Below are 17,669 nucleotides of genomic sequence, written 5' to 3' on the forward strand. Positions count from 1 at the left end.
TTATTAACCCTCCTTCTCGATACGTGTGAGGTTATCGCGAAGAATGGGGCCGTATTCATATTTGCCGGAGCAAACGAACGTACACAAGGCAAGATCCTCTTCATCCAATTCTAAGCAACCCAGTTTTTGGGCCACTTCTGTGTCGCCAACAATCAGCGCACGCAACAACTGCGTGGGCAAAATATCCAATGGCATAACTTTTTCGTAAGAACCCGTGGGCACCATAGCGCGTTCACTACCGTTACACGATGTAGTGAAATCGAACTTCATGCCTTTAAATAGGGCAGAAATATAAATAGGTAAAGCCGAGAAGCGCTTAAAGCCAGGCACCATGAAATGCACAAATGGGCGCTCTCGCCCCTCGAGCAAAACACTCACTTGATTATGGTAACGCCCAAGAAAAGCCGTAGGCCCAAATGCCTTGCGTCCACCGAAAATAGAACCCGATACCAGTCGGTTTTCACCAGCACTTAGCTGCCCGGCAGTAAGCTCTTCGAGATTCGCGCCAACAACGGTGCGTACCAATCGAGCTGTCTCTACCTGTGGTCCGGCCAGAGATATAACACGAGAACTATCAATTTGACCTGTGGTAAACAAGTCACCAATGGCCATCACATCCTGATAGCCCACTGTCCACGCGAAGCGTTCGGCGTTTACCGGCGCCAAAAAATGCATGTGCGTTCCAACATTACCTGCTGGATGAACTCCACCGAAAGTTTCGTATTGGACGGCCGCCGACTCTAGCTTAGGAATATCGGCATTGGGCGCGTGACAAACAAACACTTTACCCTCGGTAAGCCGGCTCAGCACTGCAAGCCCATTCTTAAAGCTCTCGGCACGCTCGTTAACAATAACGGTTGGATCTGCCGCCAAAGGGTTGGTATCCATAGCGGCGACAAATATAGCCGCCGGCAAATTATCTATGGCGGGTACCTTACTGTAAGGACGGGTACGGATAGCCGTCCAAAGCCCCGATGCAACCAAGTTACTAACAACCTTATCGCGCTCAAGAGATATAAGGTCCGCCTGGCCAAAGCTTTCAAAACTTTCGGCGTCGTCCCCTTCAACATCTATAACAACGGACTGCAGAACACGCTGATACCCCCGGTTTATCGCAGAGACAGTGCCAGAGGCTGGAGCTGTATAGCGAACGCCTTGCGTCTTCTTATCGGTAAACAGGAGTTGCCCTTTCTTAACTTTATCGCCCACCTGCGCCGCCATTGTCGGTTTCATACCGTGGTAGTCGAAACCAATAACAGCGACTGAGCGAATCGAAGGGCCATCTTCTATGGATTGCCGGGGAGCCCCGGTTATAGGTAAATCCAATCCTCGACGGATCTTGATCATACGTCTAAGCCTAAAGTTTATACATTTAGAGTGAGTGGTTTTTAAAAAACGTGTGCATCCCCGCCAGCCCCTTAACCGGCGAGGAAGTATCAATTCGAATATTTACATGCCAACTTTCTGAAGCGCCACCTAGCATTTGCTTTCCAATTTTCAGCGGCGTACCCATCTAGAATAGATCAAACTGGCGAATTTTTAAGCCTAACCTGGGCTCATTGCCTAAATATGCACCAACATCCAGACAGACATTGAAAAACCGCGCCAATTATAAGGACGGGGCCCCATCAACGCTAGCCAATATATGAAAAAATGATGTAATAACCCCTTGTTTTCGCAACACAAATTGGTCATACATGTGGTTTAAACATAAAGCGCTGTCGTTCACACAGGAAACCGATCCGATTTGCACCCAACGCCTACCATTCTTTAGAATCCTGTTCCCCATTAGTCGTTCACCGAGATAGCGGATATATCCCCAAATGAGCATCAACAATACCATCCTTCCTGAGCTCCCTACTCAATGCGGTGACCGCCGTAATTGGACGAACCTCGTAAACAACAGCGGAAGTGCTTTAACCGTAGCTCAAGCTGTGATCAATTCCGACAAAAATACGTTAGTTATCGCGCCCGATATGGCAACCGCCGAAATTTACCGCCGCGACATCGCCTGCTTTTTGAAGGCCCGAGCCGACGAAAATTTCAAGGTGACGCTTTTCAACGATTGGGAAACCCTACCCTACGATAGCTTTTCGCCACATCAGGATATTATTTCTGAACGTATGCGTTGCCTCTACCACATGCATGCGTCTGAACAATGCGTCGTAATTGTTGCCGCCACGACTCTCATGCAACGCCTACCACCAGCAGATTTCATTCTCAGTAAAAGTCTGATACTGAAAGTAGACGACAAACTAGACAGAGATAGTTTTAGGACACAATTAGTGAACGCGGGCTATAACGCGGTAGACATGGTGTACCAGCACGGGGAATTTGCTGTTCGCGGCTCGCTTATTGATGTTTACCCCATGGGCAGCCGCTCCAGCTATCGCATTGAGCTTTTTGACAATACGGTTGATTCACTGCGCGAGTTTGATCCTGAATCCCAGAGAACCATTCAAAAAGTACAACAAATCGAACTATTGCCAGGTAAAGAGTTTCCGTTCGACAAGAACGGGATAAATGCTTTTCGCTGCCGCTGGCACGAGCAGTTTAATGTGGATCACCAGCAGTGCATGGTATACCAGGATATTTCCGCCGGGCTGTCGCCTGCAGGAGTGGAATACTATCTGCCACTGTTCTTCGAGAGCACCTCCTCACTATTCGACTACCTTCCTGAAAACAAAGAACAAACACTTGTCTTTGTTCACGAAGGCGTACCCTCATCCATTGAGCGCTATTGGCGAGACATTGAACAGCGCTATGAAAGCCGCTGTGGCGACCGGTACAGACCCATTTTGCCCACCCACACTGCCTTTCACACCATCGACCAAATCTATTCGGCGCTAAAAGGGTTTCCACGGGTCACACTACACACCGGGAATCAAAACCAACAAAGCGGCTCCAGCGTAATAGCTTTTACGGTGACCCCCGAGCTGTCTATAGATCACAAGGCAAATAATCCTCTGCACCGGCTGGAAACCTTCCTACTGGAAACCAGTAAGCGCGTCCTCTTTTGTGCCGAGTCATCCGGCCGCAAGGAGACACTAAAAGAACAGCTGCAAAAAATTGGCGTCGAGCCCAAAGAAATATCGGATGTAAGCCTATTCTTCGACAGCAACGATGATATCGCAATCACCATTGCAGACATCGATGGCAGCGTAAATTGCACTGAATCGGGTTTTATTCTGGTCTCCGAACAGCAGCTTTTTGGTAATCGTGTTTCACAAAAACGTCGCAGAACGCAAGCCACCGACGATGCTGACAGCATTATAAAAAACCTGACTGAGCTCAAGCTGGATGCACCTGTTGTGCACATAGAACACGGCGTTGGGCGCTACAAAGGCTTGCAAACCATTGAACATGGGGGCCAGGCCGATGAGTTTCTCGTTTTAAACTACGCAGACGAAACAAAGCTCTATGTACCTGTGGCCAACCTACACCTCATTAGCCGCTACAGCGGAGCAGACGAAAGCCACGCGCCCCTACATAAATTAGGCAGCGAAACTTGGTCCAAAGCCAAGCGTAAAGCAGCGGAAAAAGTCCGGGACGTTGCTGCAGAACTGTTGAACATCTACGCCAAGCGCAAAGCCAGAGAAGGGTTCGCTTACACTAACCCCAAAGATACTTACCAACAATTCAGCGCAGGCTTTCCATTCGAAGAGACGCCAGACCAACAAACAGCTATTTTGGCTGTCCGCGACGACATGCTTTCCTCACAACCAATGGATCGCCTTGTCTGTGGTGACGTTGGCTTCGGCAAAACGGAAGTTGCCATGCGCGCCGCCTTTATTGCTGCACAAAACAGTAAACAAGTCGCTGTACTGGTACCTACAACGCTTCTCGCCCAACAACACTTTGAAAACTTTAAAGACAGGTTTGCCGACTGGCCCGTTAATGTAGAAGTAGTGTCTAGATTTCGAACAGCCAAAGACCTAGAGGCGGTGCAAAAGAAGGTAGAAGCCGGGCAAGTGGACATCGTTATCGGTACACACAAGCTTATCCAGGGAAATATTAAATACCATAATCTCGGCCTGGTCATCATCGATGAAGAGCACCGATTCGGTGTTCGCCAGAAAGAGGCTCTGAAAGCACTGCGCACTAATGTTGATATTCTCACCCTCACCGCAACACCCATTCCACGAACACTGAACATGTCCATGAGTGGTATTCGCGATTTATCGATAATCGCGACACCGCCAGCTAAACGACTCTCGGTTAAAACGTTTATCCGTCAAAGCGACGACAACCTCGTTAAAGAAGCGGTACTCCGAGAAATATTACGCGGCGGCCAAGTCTATTTTCTACACAATGAAGTCAGCTCAATAGAAAAACGCGCAGCAGAGCTACAAGCGCTAGTACCCGAAGCCCGTATCGGTATTGGCCACGGACAAATGCGCGAACGTGAACTGGAAGCCGTAATGTCGGATTTTTACCACAAACGCTTCAATATTCTTGTGTGTACCACCATTATTGAAACGGGTATTGATGTACCTACAGCCAACACCATTGTTATTGAGCGTGCCGACAAATTCGGGCTTGCACAGCTTCACCAGTTACGCGGGCGGGTTGGCCGGTCGCACCATCAAGCCTATGCTTACATGTTAACCCCCCACAAAAAAGCGATGACCGTCGACGCTTTAAAACGACTCGAGGCCATTTCAGAAGCCCAGGACCTTGGTGCTGGATTTACCCTGGCGTCACACGACCTCGAAATTCGCGGTGCCGGAGAACTGTTGGGAGATGAACAAAGCGGGCAGATGCATGCGATCGGCTTCTCGCTCTACATGGACATGCTGGATCGGGCTGTTAAAGCCATACAGGAAGGTAAAACCGTAGACTTGGAGCTACCAGAGCAAGCTGCCGTAGAGATAAACCTAAGAATTCCCGCGCTGATCCCGGACGACTACCTACCCGATGTGCATACACGGCTCACGCTATACAAACGCTTAGCTTCGGTAAAAACAGACGATGACCTCAATGATTTACAGGTAGAAATGATAGACCGCTTCGGCCTCCTGCCAGACCCTATCAAAAATTTGGTTCAGCAAACCCGTATTCGACTCCAGGCAGAAACCATGGGCATCAGTAAAGTTGAAGCCAGTAAAGTGGGTGGACGGATTGAATTTGCGAGCCAAACCAGCGTCGAACCCCTTACAATTGTTAAACTTGTCCAGAAACAACCACAACGTTACCGACTTGAAGGCGCAAACCAACTAAAATTCAGTTTTGAAATGGAAAGCGCCCAAGAGCGTTTACATCAAGTCAACCATGTACTTCAGCAACTTAAACAGGCCAGCTGATGAAAAACACCGACAGCAAAATAGAACTCCTGCCCATCCAAATAAAACGCTCTTTAATGAGCGTGCTTGCTTTTGCAACATTGACCACCACAGGCATCAGTAAAACCGTTGCGCAAGGTTTGTTAGACGTACCGCTCTATGAAGACTGGTATCAAGTTGAAATGGTTATTTTTAAGCGTGCCGACAACGCCAGTGAGAGTTTGCGTGAAAATTGGCCAAAAAACCTCGCCTTGGCGTTTCCACCGAATGTTCAACACCTTTTTCAAGCTAATAAAGAAGGTACTACCGAAGCAGACGCTATTGTAGAAAGCTCCACCGAAACTCATACACTTGCCACTGAAGGCGCCACTAGCGACGAAATACGATCAAGCAGTAATGCCCACACACCTTTCGAACGGCTGAGCGAAGAAGGCTACATCATCAAAAATGCCGCCAGAGCACTGAAGCGGGAATCAGGCGTTGCCGTACTTTTTCACGAGAGCTGGTTACAACCAATGAAATCGCTCAAGGATGCACCGGCGCTAGTCATTCGCGGGGGAGACACTTTCGGCGAACATCGTGAACTTGAGGGTACCGTTACACTCAGTTTAAGCCGCTACCTTCATATCCACACAGATCTTTGGCTAACTCAATTCGTAGCCAATTATGGACAACAGAGCGAGCACTGGCCCGAACTGCCAGCGCCCCCCACAGCCATTGAAACCACAGTCTCAAACGCGACTGAAACGCCCGCTTTCGACGAAGCGATCGAACTTACCGATAACAACGAAACATTGGTTATTGATTTAGCTGGGCAAGACTCTTTTACAACAGGCAATAGCAGCCACAACCTAGACACTGGCCTGAACAACTTTACCAGCCTCGCAGACGAACCGTTTTTAATTAAAGAAATTATTTCGCTTAATCAGAAGCGCAGAATGCGCAGCGAAGAATTGCACTACATAGACCACCCCAGAATGGGGATATTGATAAAAATTATCCGCTTCACGACCGAACCGGAATTGCAGGAGTAATAAGACACAAGCACGCTTCAGTCTAAGACAAGCTGAGCCCGCGAATCACCTGTAAAACGCATTGATTGAAAAGCGTGAGCTACACACCTCTACAGATTCTCAGTATTACACCGAAAACCTGTAGCGGTTGTAGAAATCATAAAAGAATTTAAAAGGCCTTTAAAGGCAAGCAACATCCTCTGCCTGCAGCCCTTTATCGCCAGTTTGGAGCTCAAATTCTACTTTTTGCCCCTCACTGAGAGAGCGATATCCATCTCCCCGAATATTACGATAGTGTACAAAAATATCTTCTGTTTCTTCGCCACGCGTTATGAAGCCGTAACCACGTGCATTATTGAACCACTTGACAGTGCCGAGTTCTCTATCAGCCATGTCCACACCTCTTAAGTCTGCTTTTTTATTATGTTAACCAATGATAAATCCCCAGCCCAAATATACAGGGCCGACAGTGCACTGGAACTAACAACATCAGACCATCATTATTATTCCATACCACGGTATGGGTTATGTGTGGTCAATTTATTCCGACTGCAGCACCAAAAAGGATCATAGGACATTAAGGTAAAATCTAATTAATGTCTAGACCAAAGTAAGGGCCGAAATGAGGGCTGTTCGAACTTTTGTGATTTTCTCCTCTAAAACGGCTTTCATATCATCCACGGATAATGGTGCCACCTGAGAATCGTTCTCTTCAGCGGTGTTTTTCGTGCTACAAATTCCTGCGGCCCAATTACACACAACGCATATAGAAAGATAACTTATATTTTTTTCACGCGCTAAAACAGCTTCTGGCATCATTGTCATTCCAACCAGATCACAACCATCGCGCTGAAGCTTCTGAATTTCTGCTGCGGTTTCTAATCGTGGCCCCTGCATGCAACCATACACACCATTACTAATTACCTTTAAGCCCTCCCGCCCCAAACAATCAAACATTTGTTTGCGAAAACTGCTCTGTAAAGGGTAGGAGAAATCGACGTGACACATTTCATCTTCAAACTCATCGAAAAAAGTGCCCTCTCGCCCCCAGGTGTAATCCACTATCTGGTCCGGTAACACAATATTACCAGGTGCACACGCATCACTAATGCCACCGACAGCATTAACGGCAATAATCGCATCCACCCCTAACGCGGCCAGCGCGTCAATATTGGCTCGGTAATTTATTTTGTGCGGAGGACAATGATGAGCGGAGCCGTGTCGGGGCATAAAAAAAACACTGCGACCGGTTAAAACTGCACGGCGTAATTCAATGGGAGTATCACTAAAACGGGTCATTTGGCTCACCGATTCATTACGCCCCAACTCAGGGAACTCATAAAAACCGGAACCACCGATTACAGCAATTTTTTTCATGTTCACTATACTCAACCGCACTTACTTTTTTAAAACAAATATTCCCGGCGCGTTTCGGTAATTACCAGCGAAATCCATTCCCATGCCCACCACAAATTTATCCGGTATACTTAGCGCATAAAAATCTGGCTTAGCTTTGCAGGCTTCACCCTCACTCTCTTCCAATTGCTTCCAGGCAAGTACAACGCTCTCTACAGAGTTGGCCCCCTGATCAACACACCAAGCTTTAACCTCCTCTAGCGTAATACCTTGATCAAAAATATCATCAAGGAGCAGAACGTTTGCTCCTACTAAAGAAGCTCTAGGCTTAGAATGCCAACGTAAATCACGACCGGTTTCATGCTCCCTGTAGCGTGATACACCAACGGAATCGAGCTGTAGAGCAAAAGATAATTTCGGCAATAACATTCCAGCAAAAACGATGCCGCCATTTAATAACGTTAGCGCGACAATTTTTTCACCACTGAAATTTTCAAAATGTTTATTTAGCACATCCGACAATACCTCTATTGCCGCTACCGACTGCTCATAAGAATATAATGTGTCCGCTTGGGCCAACAAACTATCCATAACTAGTCAGCCACCATGCCGCCGGTTTCAGGGCCAAGCGCCTGAACATTCACAGGCTCAGGAATATGTAGCGTAGTGGTAGGAAAGGCACACTCTGCTCCATGAGATTCGACAATACCGACAACTTTTAACAGTACATCCTGCTTTATTTGATGGAACTTCACCCAGTCAGTCGTATGCGTGTAACAGTAAACAAAGAAATTCAATGAACTGGAGGCAAATGAATTAAAATTCACAATAATCGTAGAATCCGTAGCCACCGCCTCATGGGCAAGCAGCATGCTTTTAACCTCACTCACAATATCACCCATTTTTGACACATCGCTGTAGCGTATACCGACGGTTTCATAGATGCGACGATTGGACATTCGGGATGGGTTCTCGACCGATATCTGGGTAAAAGTTGCATTAGGTACGTAAAGCGGTCGTTTTTCAAAGGTTCGGATACGCGTTAAACGCCAACCTATATCTTCCACTGTGCCCTCAATGTCCTTGTCGGGAGAACGAACCCAATCACCAACGGCAAATGGGCGATCCAGATAAATCATCAAGCCGCCAAAAAAATTGGCTAACAAATCTTTTGCGGCAAAACCAACCGCTATACCACCTATACCACCAAATGCCAAAACGCCGGAGACACTATACCCAAGCCCCTGAAGAGCAACCAGTAAAGAGGTGATAATAACCGACACGCGCAAAAGCTTGCCCAGCGCCATAGCCGTAGTACGATCCATTGGCTTATGACTATAATCGGGATCCATCAAATTTGATTCTGCTTGCTTGATAAAACCCGTCAAAAACCACGCAACAATAAAAACGATGCCTATGTGGCGCACATTGTCGACCGAATCTAGGATCAATGACGACGAAGCTGTACTGGCCATATCGGCGGCAGTGGTTATACCTACCCCCCAAACCAACCACTTTGCCGGCCGCTGTAACGAGCGAATCAACGCATCATCCCAAACAGTTTTTGTCTGTAGCGATTTAGCCTCCAGCTTTTGTAAAAACCGACCAAGAATAGCTGCAACCAATAAAGTAACTAGAACAACAACAAACATGTCGACGACCCAAAGGTTTTCTTTGCCGACACCCGCTACATACAAACGATTAATTTTTTCAAACAGTGCATCCATAACAAACTCGTTTTACAAATTTTGAAGAATTTCTCGAGCACCATTCCAGCGCTCAGATTGACGTAAAGCTCCCCATTCCTGGGTAACATTTGCAGACATCGATTCCAACCGAGAGGCAGGAACCTTATCTAAGCTGGTCGACAAGGTATGCAACACCTCTAAAACACCGTCGCGATTATTGCACACTAATATTGCATCACACCCTGCAGACAGCGCCGCCAGTGCACGTGAACCATAACCTCCAGCGCCGGTGGCACCTTCCATAGATAAATCATCACTAAAAACAACGCCTTTAAATTGGAGTTCTTGTCGCAGATATTGACGTATCCACCACGAAGAAAAACCAACCGGCTCGGCATCGATTGCAGGAAAAAGTATATGCGCAGGCATAAGTGCATCGAGTTCGGCTCCAAGCGCCTTAAAGGGTACAATATCGCGAGACTCCAAAGCCTTAAGTTCGCGTGAATCCACCGGCAGCTCCAGATGGCTATCCGCTCTAACACCACCATGACCGGGAAAATGTTTTCCCGTATTTGCCATCCCGGCTTCTTTCATTCCAGCCATGAATGCCCTTGCAACCTGTACCACAACGTTTGGGCTAACGCCAAAACTGCGATCACCGATAATATCGCTAAGACTCTCATCCACGTCCAAAACAGGTGCAAAACTAATATCCAAACCACTCGCAATTAGCTCCGCTGCCATTAGCCACCCAGCTTCTCGGGCGCAGCGCAAACCTTCAACGGCATCAATCAAAAATCGATTACCTACCGACTGCATAGTTGGAATACGGGTAAAACCCTCGCGAAAGCGCTGAACTCGCCCCCCTTCATGATCCACAGCAATTATTAAATTGGCATTAATCGCTTTTATCGCAGATGTCAGCGCCTGTAATTGAATAACAGAAGAATAATTACGCGTAAACAATATAACGCCGCCAACCCAAGGGTTGGAAAGTAATTCCTTATCCGAATCATCGAGGAATGTCCCCGCAATATCGATTACAACGGGGCCAAGAGTAGTTTCAGTAAACATTTTAACCTTTGCTGCTGGGGGCCTTTAAAATGGCGGCTAGCGATGGGATCATTGAATTAAGAACATCTTCCAAACCACTGTCTTGGCCATAATCGCTATTCAAAATAGCCCTAAGTGACTCATAACTTGAAAGGGTGAATATAACCGCACCGAGCATGTAATTCAGCCGCCAGTAAAAATCAACAGGCGTCAAACCTGAAACAGACGCTTGTAATAATCCTGAACAGCGGGCGTAAGTTTCTCCAAAGTTTGCGACAAGATGCTTACGCAAATGCTCCTGTGATTGTGTATACGCCAAACTTAGCAGCCTCATAATACGTTGAACCCCAACGCCCGTTTCGGCTGGCGTTTTAAGCAATGCATTCGACACACAAATCAGAACCTGCTCAACAGTCGGAGTACCACCGGCGGTATCGGCCTCTAGCTTTGTAATTTCTGAATCCAACATTTTGCAAAAAGGCCCTAAAATGCTGGTAAATACCGCCTGAATAAGCTCTTTCTTCGAACCAAAATGATAATTGACTGCCGCCAGGTTGACTTCAGCCATCCCTGTAATGGTGCGTAGAGAGGTTTCTGCGAACCCTCGCTCTGCAAATAGAATACCTGCCGCATGAAGAATTTTTTCCCCAGTTTCGCCTTGAGCCATTGTTTGAATCCTCCGCTGAATCTTAGTAATGAGGGCTGGATCGCAGGCAATCTTGCCTGCTTCCAAAAAATCGGATGGGTTTGAATAGATTATTTTAGTATTTACGGCACGGTCTCTATAGCAGCAAATTTTATAAACACTAGGGCCCGCTTAACATTTCCCCAAAAAAAACGCCAAAAATCAATCTGTTACAACACTATCCTCATCATACCCCTAACCCTTTAAATTTTCACCCTAGTAAGACCCAACACCGTGCGAATCATGCGGGAAGGTGTTAGTTTTAAAGTAGCAATAACGGAGTTTACACATGGCCAAGATATTCCCAACCGTAGGCAACTGGTACCAAGACACCTCAAGCATGCAGGTTTTCGAAATTGTTGCCGTAGACGAACACAACAGCACAATTGAAGTACAGTATGCCGATGGCGATATTGACGAGTTTGAAATTGAATCCTGGGGGCAACTACACATAGTAACAGCTGCAGCACCGGAAGATGCGAATGCGGGTTATGGCGCGTCTTACTCAGACCCTTGGGAAGACAGCCCAAATCATATTAACAACAGCTACAGCAATCCTCTAGAGCTTATCGAACCGGAACCTTTCTCAGGTTTCGATGATTTTATGTAATTAACCGATATAGCTCAGCCAAGAAACCAAGCGCGCACCCCGCACATGGATACCGCTATGCAAAACATTAGCTCCAACCGCAATCATCGCCCCGTTGCGGTTCATCGGCCTGTTATTTCAGGCTAAAATCACCTTTACTTTTCAGCACCTTCTTTTTTCGAATCGTCGAAAATGGGTCCTCCTCAGCTGGCTTCGCCTCCTCCTTGTGCTCCTCCACAGAAGCCGAGCCCTGTTGACCGTGCTTTTTTTTGACCTGTAAAAAAGGGAAGTTAATCAAGTAGTAAATACCTGTGCCTAAAAACAGAACAGCCCACTTCACTAGAAATGCCCATGCCAGAGCACCCTCTTTTTCCACCGCCCGCGCGTAAACAAAATAATCGTCGTGCACCAGCGAAACGACAAAATAAAACACAAACAGAGAGAGCGTAGAAATAATTGCCCGCCGGTAACGCTTGAAAAAAACCGTGGCAACAAAGGATTTTGCGAGAAACCTAAACATAGGAATTTATGACCAAAAGGACAACCCCAAAGCGGCAAGAAGTACAATAATCGACCGATCTTTCAGTTCACTCTTCAACTTGTCCTCCTCCTCTTTAACAATAGTTTCTAATATTTCAGGGGCGTAATCGTCTGGTGTTTTCCCATGTAAGTATATGCGTGTTTTGGCGCGCGCTATCGCTTTTTCCCTGATACGAATATCAACCCTCTCTTTTAACCTAGCAAGCTTCCCTTTTACACCAAGGGTGATATTAGGAAACCTAGATTTTTTTAATTCAGACATTGCTTACTCCATACAAGGAGCTTAAGTTTAACAGACACATCCACAACACCACCAACCTGAGCCTTACCTTGGCTGGATTAGCGTTAAAAGGTTGCATGCTGGACAATACTGTATATAATCCCACATACTGTACATGCAAACAGACCCTACTACGTCACATCAACATCAATTTTGGTTCGCGCACCAAATTGGGGGAAAAATGATCAAACTTACCGCTAGGCAACAACAGATTCTAGAACTCATCAAAGAACACATTCAGGACACGGGTTACCCGCCTACAAGAGCTGAAATCGCAGAAATACTGGGCTTCAAGTCTGCAAACGCTGCTGAAGAACACCTAAAGGCACTTGCCCGCAAAGGCGCAATCGAAATGATCGCAGGTGCTTCTCGCGGAATACGCCTGCCCGACACACAGTCAGGCTTGCCGCTTATAGGTCGTGTAGCAGCCGGTAGCCCCATCCTCGCTGAAGAGCATATCGAAGACTATTGCGACATTCCCCACAGCTTTTTCACTCCACGTGCTGACTTCCTACTTACCGTTCACGGTATGAGCATGAAGGATGTCGGTATTCTCGATGGCGACCTGCTGGCGGTGCATAAAACAGATCAGGCTAGAAACGGTGATATTGTTATCGCCCGCATTGAAGACGAGGTAACCGTTAAACGCTTTAAGCGTGAACGCAATCGCGCAACAGTAGAACTTTGGCCCGAAAACCCCGACTTTAACGTTATCGAAGTTGATCTTCGCGATGAAAACTTCTCGATTGAAGGTTTAAGTGTCGGCGTAATTCGCCGTAGCTAAAAGGTAGGACATTATGGCAAATCCAGTAGCGAAAAACGCCCACCCGGTTAGCCCGGCAACGCAACCGCAGCCACCAGAAAAAAAGTCCTCTGGCCTGACTGAAATTGTGCTCCCTGTTAGCGGAAGCGATTTTATCGGTAATTTTGAAATGGTTTTGCCGATGCTTGCACACTTGAGCCATCAAACACAAAATCGATGGCTCACTTGGATTACCACAACTGAAATCAGCAAAGCTGACCTTTCCACCTACGGATTCCAATTACAAAACGTGCAAGTCGTTCGCGTTAACCAGAAAGACGTGAGTTGGGTGCTATGGGAAGCTTTATCCAATGGCACCAGCTCTACCGTGGTGGCCAACGTTGAACACCTATCTAAATTGGATTTTGATAATTTCGATTCGGCTTGTCGCCAGGGAAATTGCCGAGGCTTGATATTTCGATCGCGTCATTAAATCTCAGAATCACTCAAAAAAGTGCAGCCATAACAGCGATTAGTATGCGAGATTTAATACGGGGCGGGGCTTGGCGGGGCTTAATAGCGGCTGTAATCTTAGTGAAGCGTATTATCTAAAGGGGTTTCTTGCTCTTGCCCATGACCCTCTTCAACTACCTCTTCCTGAATATCGCTTGCAGCTTCAAGGCCAGCTTCTATCATGGCTTTTGCCACATCAAATTTTGCTTCATTCAAAAAGTAAAGTGACTCTTCGGAAAACTTAATTAGCACCAAAGGCTCTGAGCCCTCGGCATCTGCACGCTGCAATGCGATATCGCCATTTTCCAATTCTACAATTTCATACAATGTCGACATGCGATCCACTAACTCTATCTGCCGGTTAATTCGTTTACTGGCACGCATTATACCACTAGAGCAAAGGCTTAAGTATCGCGTTTATTGCTCGATCGATAGATCTCTGTGGCGAGTCACAATTTGCTGAAAGGACTCAAGAATTTGGCCAAGTATGCGAACATCCACTGAATCCCAGCCTATTGGCCGTTGCTCGGCAGTGCTTGCAATGAGGCCGTTGCCACCAATTCTATCACCAGCCTGGGCAAGCCCAGATTCAGCCAAAGGCACTTCAGTGCAGGAATTGGCAAGGCTTAACAAATCGTTCAACCAGGAACCCGCATCACCTAAATACAACCTCAGTTCCTGCAGTCGAAAATCGACCGTTGTATCGAGAGCCGCCAGCCGTTGAGCGAAACCACCTCCTGAGCCTGAAGACCGTGGAGTAATCTCTGAAAGGTAGCAATCCAGCGCACATGACAACTGGAGGACGGCCGCCTGCATGCAGCTCTGCCGACTGAGGGCGCTAGGCCCCTGCTCGGCGACATCTAACTGCCAGCGGGAAAATACCAGCTGCCTGTCCACACTCCTTCGATAATCTTCTGCAGACATCAAGCAGCCACTTTATTTTTTGGCTTTCTTAACGGCTGCTTTGCGCTTTGGCGCGACCTTCTTCTTCGCCGCTGCTTTTGCCGTTACAACCCACTTACCGTTTTCATAAAACGCTTTCCAGCCCGACGCTTTGCCATCAACTTCAGATTGAACATACTGCTCTTTAGTTTTACGACTATAGCGTACGAGAGTGTCGACACCATTGTCGTCTTGCGCTGGGGCAGAAAAGAGAAAATCGTATTTAGGGTCGATCTCTTCTTTATGAGGGAGCAACTCCTTAACAAACGGCGCCCGCGTTTCCCGATTCTTAGGGAATTGGCTTGCTGCCAGAAATAATCCACTAGCGCCATCGCGGAGCACGTAATGATCGTCGACTTTCTCGCAAATCAGCTCGGGCATATCCACCGGGTCCATTTTAGGGGGGGCAGCCTCACCACTTCTCAATAATTTACGCGTATTTTTACATTCGTCGCTGGTACAACCAAAATATTTACCAAAACGACCAGACTTGAGCTGCATATCGCTAGCACACTTATCACACTCAATTACCGGGCCATCGTACCCGCGAATTTTGAACGTCCCCAGCTCAACATCATAACCATCACAATCTGGATTACGACCACAGATATGCAATTTTCGCGTTTCATCCAGTAGATAGCTGTCCATCGCGGTATTACAGGTTTTACAACGGTGCTTCTGCCGCAGCTGGCGAGATTCGGCTTCTTCGTCGTCGTCGACGTTAACGGCTTCATCACCCGAAACAAGGTTCATTGTATTTTTACAGCGCTCTTTCGGTGGCAACGCATAACCGGAACAACCCAAGAATACACCCGTACTACCGGTACGAATTTGCATTTTACGACCGCAATTTGAGCAGTCGATATCGGTTTCAACAGGCTCATTTCGGCGCATACCATCTTCGCCATTTTGAGCCTGCTCAAGCTTAACCGTAAAATCGCTGTAGAACTCATTAAGTAACTCCAGCCAGTCTTTTCGCCCGTCGGCCACACCGTCGAGAGACTGCTCCATATTCGCGGTAAAGCTGTAGTCCATCAGGTCGCTAAAGCTTTCTACTAGTCGCTCGGTAACAATGTCGCCCATTTTATTGGCGTAAAATCGACGATTTTCCACATGCACATAGCCACGATCCTGGATCGTGGAAATAATGGCCGCATAGGTCGAGGGGCGCCCTATTCCGCGCTTTTCCAACTCTTTAACCAAGCTAGCTTCGGTATATCGCGCGGAAGGTTTGGTGAAATGTTGAGTAGGAAGCAACTGGTGAAGGTTGAGCGTTTCACCCACTTTCACATCGGGAAGTATTGCATCCTCCTCTTTTTTGACGGTTGGCGGTATGACTCTCATGAAGCCATCAAAGCGAATAACGCGTCCACGCGCGCGCAACTCGTAATCACCCGACGTTACTACCAGCGAACTGGAGGTGAATTCAGCGGGTGTCATCTGGCAGGCAACAAATTGATTCCAGATTAGCGTGTAAAGGCGTTCAGCATCCCGCTCCATACCTTTTAACTGAACAGGTCGTAACGTGACATCAGACGGCCGGATAGCTTCGTGAGCTTCGTGAGCTTCCTGAGCGCCATCCTTACTGGAGTAAACGTTGGGGCTCTCCGGCAGATACTTATCGCCATACTCCTGCTGCACGAAGTCTCTACAGGCCTCTACGGCGTCCTTACTTAGATTGGTGGAGTCTGTACGCATGTAGGTGATGTAGCCCGCCTCGTATAAACGCTGGGCCATCATCATGGTTTTTTTCACCCCATAGCCAAGACGGGTAGACGCCGCCTGCTGAAGGGTGGAGGTAATGAATGGCGCACTGGGCTTGGATTTAGTTGGCTTATCTTCACGCTCGGTTACCGAATAACCGGTTTCTCCAAGAGCCGCTGTTGCCGTCATTGCCTGTTGTTCGCTTACCGGCTTGAAGGCGCTCCCTTGAAATTTTCTGACCTCGTATTTGGCTCGTTCGCCCTTGGCTGTGTCTAGCTCAGCTTTAATCTCCCAGTATTCCTCTGGGATAAATGCACGAATTTCACCCTCACGCTCGCTCACCAATCGAACGGCTACAGACTGAACTCGCCCGGCGGAAAGCCCACGCGCAATTTTTTCCCACAGTAGCGGCGAGACCATATAGCCCACCACCCGGTCGAGAAAGCGGCGAGCTTGCTGTGCATTCACACGCGCAATATCGAGGCGCCCAGGCTCTTTGAAGGCCTCTTGAATAGCGGACTTAGTGATTTCGTTGAAGACTACACGACGGTATCGGTCCGAGTCGCCGCCAATGGCTTCACGCAGGTGCCAGGCAATGGCTTCTCCCTCACGATCCAAATCCGTCGCCAGATATATTTGATCTGCCTCTTCGGCCAATTTGCGTAACTCGGCAACAACTTTTTCTTTGCCAGGCAAAATTTCGTAATGCGCCTGCCATTCGTTATCTGGATCTACGCCCATGCGTTTGACCAGCTGCTCCCGCGACTTGTTCTTTTTGTGTATCGCTTTTTCTTCCGGCGACATTTTTCGAGTGAGAGCCGCCTGCTTCGCTCTAGCTTTCGCATCGACCGGTGTTTTGGAAGACCCGCTCGTGGGCAAATCCCGAATATGCCCAACACTCGACTTAACTACATACTGGTTTCCCAGATATTTGTTAATCGTTTTCGCCTTTGCAGGTGACTCCACAATAACAAGCGATTTCCCCATGAGACCCTTCTTTTTAAGTTGGTGTGAATGCTGGCGCCAAAACCGCCTCTGCCAATCATTTCAAGTCGTTCCCGACCCAGAATGAGATTGACCCTCTTTTGCTGTGATTGCGCCACTGGTACCGATCAAAATATGTGCAGTGCGGCACCATAAACATATAAAGGTGCGCATATATAAGTCTTCGTTTTAATTCGGTCAAGCACCGAATGGAATACACTTGTAGAGATACATAAGATCGAACGGGTAAATAGTAGGGTGAGAGGTTAGGTAAAGCTTACCCTGTATGTGATTGTTA

17 protein-coding genes are annotated in these 17,669 nt (G+C 47.5%); 5 read left to right on the forward strand and 12 right to left on the reverse strand.

Annotation, left to right across the window (positions count from 1 at the left end):
• Window positions 1-3: 3 nt before the first annotated feature.
• Entirely contained in the window at window positions 4-1,347 is a 1,344-nt protein-coding gene (locus H5336_RS00995) for a Na(+)-translocating NADH-quinone reductase subunit A (protein WP_185230540.1), read from the reverse strand.
• Between the two features lie 476 nt (window positions 1,348-1,823).
• Between H5336_RS00995 and mfd the strand changes: the two genes are divergently transcribed.
• Both mfd and H5336_RS01005 read left to right on the forward strand, forming a co-directional pair.
• On the forward strand, window positions 1,824-5,303 hold the full coding sequence (mfd, locus tag H5336_RS01000) for a transcription-repair coupling factor (protein WP_185230542.1): 3,480 nt from the start codon (window positions 1,824-1,826) through the stop codon (window positions 5,301-5,303).
• Complete coding sequence (locus H5336_RS01005; RefSeq protein WP_185230544.1) at window positions 5,303-6,316, forward strand: CsiV family protein; 1,014 nt, start codon at window positions 5,303-5,305, stop codon at window positions 6,314-6,316. The genes mfd and H5336_RS01005 overlap by 1 nt, the downstream gene beginning before the upstream one ends.
• A 159-nt stretch (window positions 6,317-6,475) precedes the next feature.
• Here H5336_RS01005 and H5336_RS01010 read toward each other — a convergent pair whose 3' ends face one another.
• The 6 genes from H5336_RS01010 to H5336_RS01035 all read right to left on the reverse strand — a co-directional run bounded on the left by H5336_RS01010 (window position 6,476) and on the right by H5336_RS01035 (window position 11,059).
• Window positions 6,476-6,688, reverse strand: coding sequence for a cold-shock protein (locus H5336_RS01010; protein WP_185230546.1), 213 nt, complete (start codon window positions 6,686-6,688; stop codon window positions 6,476-6,478).
• A 207-nt stretch (window positions 6,689-6,895) separates the two neighbouring features.
• Window positions 6,896-7,672: an S-methyl-5'-thioinosine phosphorylase gene (locus H5336_RS01015; RefSeq protein ID WP_185230548.1), complete on the reverse strand. Its 777-nt coding sequence runs from the start codon at window positions 7,670-7,672 to the stop codon at window positions 6,896-6,898.
• Window positions 7,673-7,693: 21 nt separating this feature from the next.
• Window positions 7,694-8,242: a phosphoribosyltransferase family protein gene (locus tag H5336_RS01020; RefSeq protein ID WP_185230550.1), complete on the reverse strand. Its 549-nt coding sequence runs from the start codon at window positions 8,240-8,242 to the stop codon at window positions 7,694-7,696.
• A 2-nt stretch (window positions 8,243-8,244) separates the two neighbouring features.
• The gene (locus tag H5336_RS01025) at window positions 8,245-9,378 is read right to left on the reverse strand and encodes a mechanosensitive ion channel family protein (RefSeq protein WP_185230552.1); all 1,134 of its coding nucleotides are present in this window, start codon (window positions 9,376-9,378) and stop codon (window positions 8,245-8,247) included.
• Window positions 9,379-9,390: 12 nt separating this feature from the next.
• Window positions 9,391-10,413, reverse strand: coding sequence for a beta-N-acetylhexosaminidase (gene nagZ, locus H5336_RS01030; protein ID WP_185230554.1), 1,023 nt, complete (start codon window positions 10,411-10,413; stop codon window positions 9,391-9,393).
• Window position 10,414: 1 nt separating this feature from the next.
• Complete coding sequence (locus tag H5336_RS01035) at window positions 10,415-11,059, reverse strand: TetR/AcrR family transcriptional regulator (RefSeq protein ID WP_185230556.1); 645 nt, start codon at window positions 11,057-11,059, stop codon at window positions 10,415-10,417.
• Between the two features lie 307 nt (window positions 11,060-11,366).
• Here H5336_RS01035 and H5336_RS01040 point away from each other — a divergent pair, with 307 nt between their 5' ends.
• Window positions 11,367-11,687 (forward strand): DUF6763 family protein, encoded by a 321-nt coding sequence (locus tag H5336_RS01040; protein ID WP_185230558.1) that lies wholly within the window; start codon window positions 11,367-11,369, stop codon window positions 11,685-11,687.
• Between the two features lie 112 nt (window positions 11,688-11,799).
• Here H5336_RS01040 and H5336_RS01045 read toward each other — a convergent pair whose 3' ends face one another.
• Both H5336_RS01045 and H5336_RS01050 read right to left on the reverse strand, forming a co-directional pair.
• Window positions 11,800-12,186 (reverse strand): hypothetical protein, encoded by a 387-nt coding sequence (locus H5336_RS01045; RefSeq protein WP_185230560.1) that lies wholly within the window; start codon window positions 12,184-12,186, stop codon window positions 11,800-11,802.
• A 6-nt stretch (window positions 12,187-12,192) separates the two neighbouring features.
• On the reverse strand, window positions 12,193-12,468 hold the full coding sequence (locus H5336_RS01050; RefSeq protein WP_185230562.1) for a dihydrouridine synthase: 276 nt from the start codon (window positions 12,466-12,468) through the stop codon (window positions 12,193-12,195).
• A 199-nt stretch (window positions 12,469-12,667) separates the two neighbouring features.
• Here H5336_RS01050 and lexA point away from each other — a divergent pair, with 199 nt between their 5' ends.
• Both lexA and H5336_RS01060 read left to right on the forward strand, forming a co-directional pair.
• Window positions 12,668-13,270, forward strand: coding sequence for a transcriptional repressor LexA (gene lexA / locus H5336_RS01055; protein ID WP_185230564.1), 603 nt, complete (start codon window positions 12,668-12,670; stop codon window positions 13,268-13,270).
• 13 nt (window positions 13,271-13,283) lie between these two features.
• Window positions 13,284-13,721 (forward strand): SulA-like leucine-rich domain-containing protein, encoded by a 438-nt coding sequence (locus H5336_RS01060; protein WP_185230566.1) that lies wholly within the window; start codon window positions 13,284-13,286, stop codon window positions 13,719-13,721.
• Window positions 13,722-13,819: 98 nt separating this feature from the next.
• Here the strand turns inward: H5336_RS01060 and H5336_RS01065 are convergent, their stop codons facing one another.
• From H5336_RS01065 to topA, 3 genes are all read right to left on the reverse strand, one after another.
• A complete protein-coding gene (locus H5336_RS01065; RefSeq protein ID WP_185235573.1) occupies window positions 13,820-14,077 on the reverse strand; it encodes a hypothetical protein in 258 nt (85 codons plus the stop codon).
• An 81-nt stretch (window positions 14,078-14,158) separates the two neighbouring features.
• A complete protein-coding gene (locus H5336_RS01070) occupies window positions 14,159-14,665 on the reverse strand; it encodes a DUF6586 family protein (protein ID WP_185230568.1) in 507 nt (168 codons plus the stop codon).
• A 12-nt stretch (window positions 14,666-14,677) separates the two neighbouring features.
• The gene (gene topA, locus H5336_RS01075) at window positions 14,678-17,374 is read right to left on the reverse strand and encodes a type I DNA topoisomerase (RefSeq protein ID WP_185230570.1); all 2,697 of its coding nucleotides are present in this window, start codon (window positions 17,372-17,374) and stop codon (window positions 14,678-14,680) included.
• Between the last annotated feature and the right edge of the window lie 295 nt (window positions 17,375-17,669).

This window comes from Teredinibacter franksiae (genome assembly GCF_014218805.1).
GTDB classification, from domain to species: Bacteria; Pseudomonadota; Gammaproteobacteria; order Pseudomonadales; family Cellvibrionaceae; genus Teredinibacter; species Teredinibacter franksiae.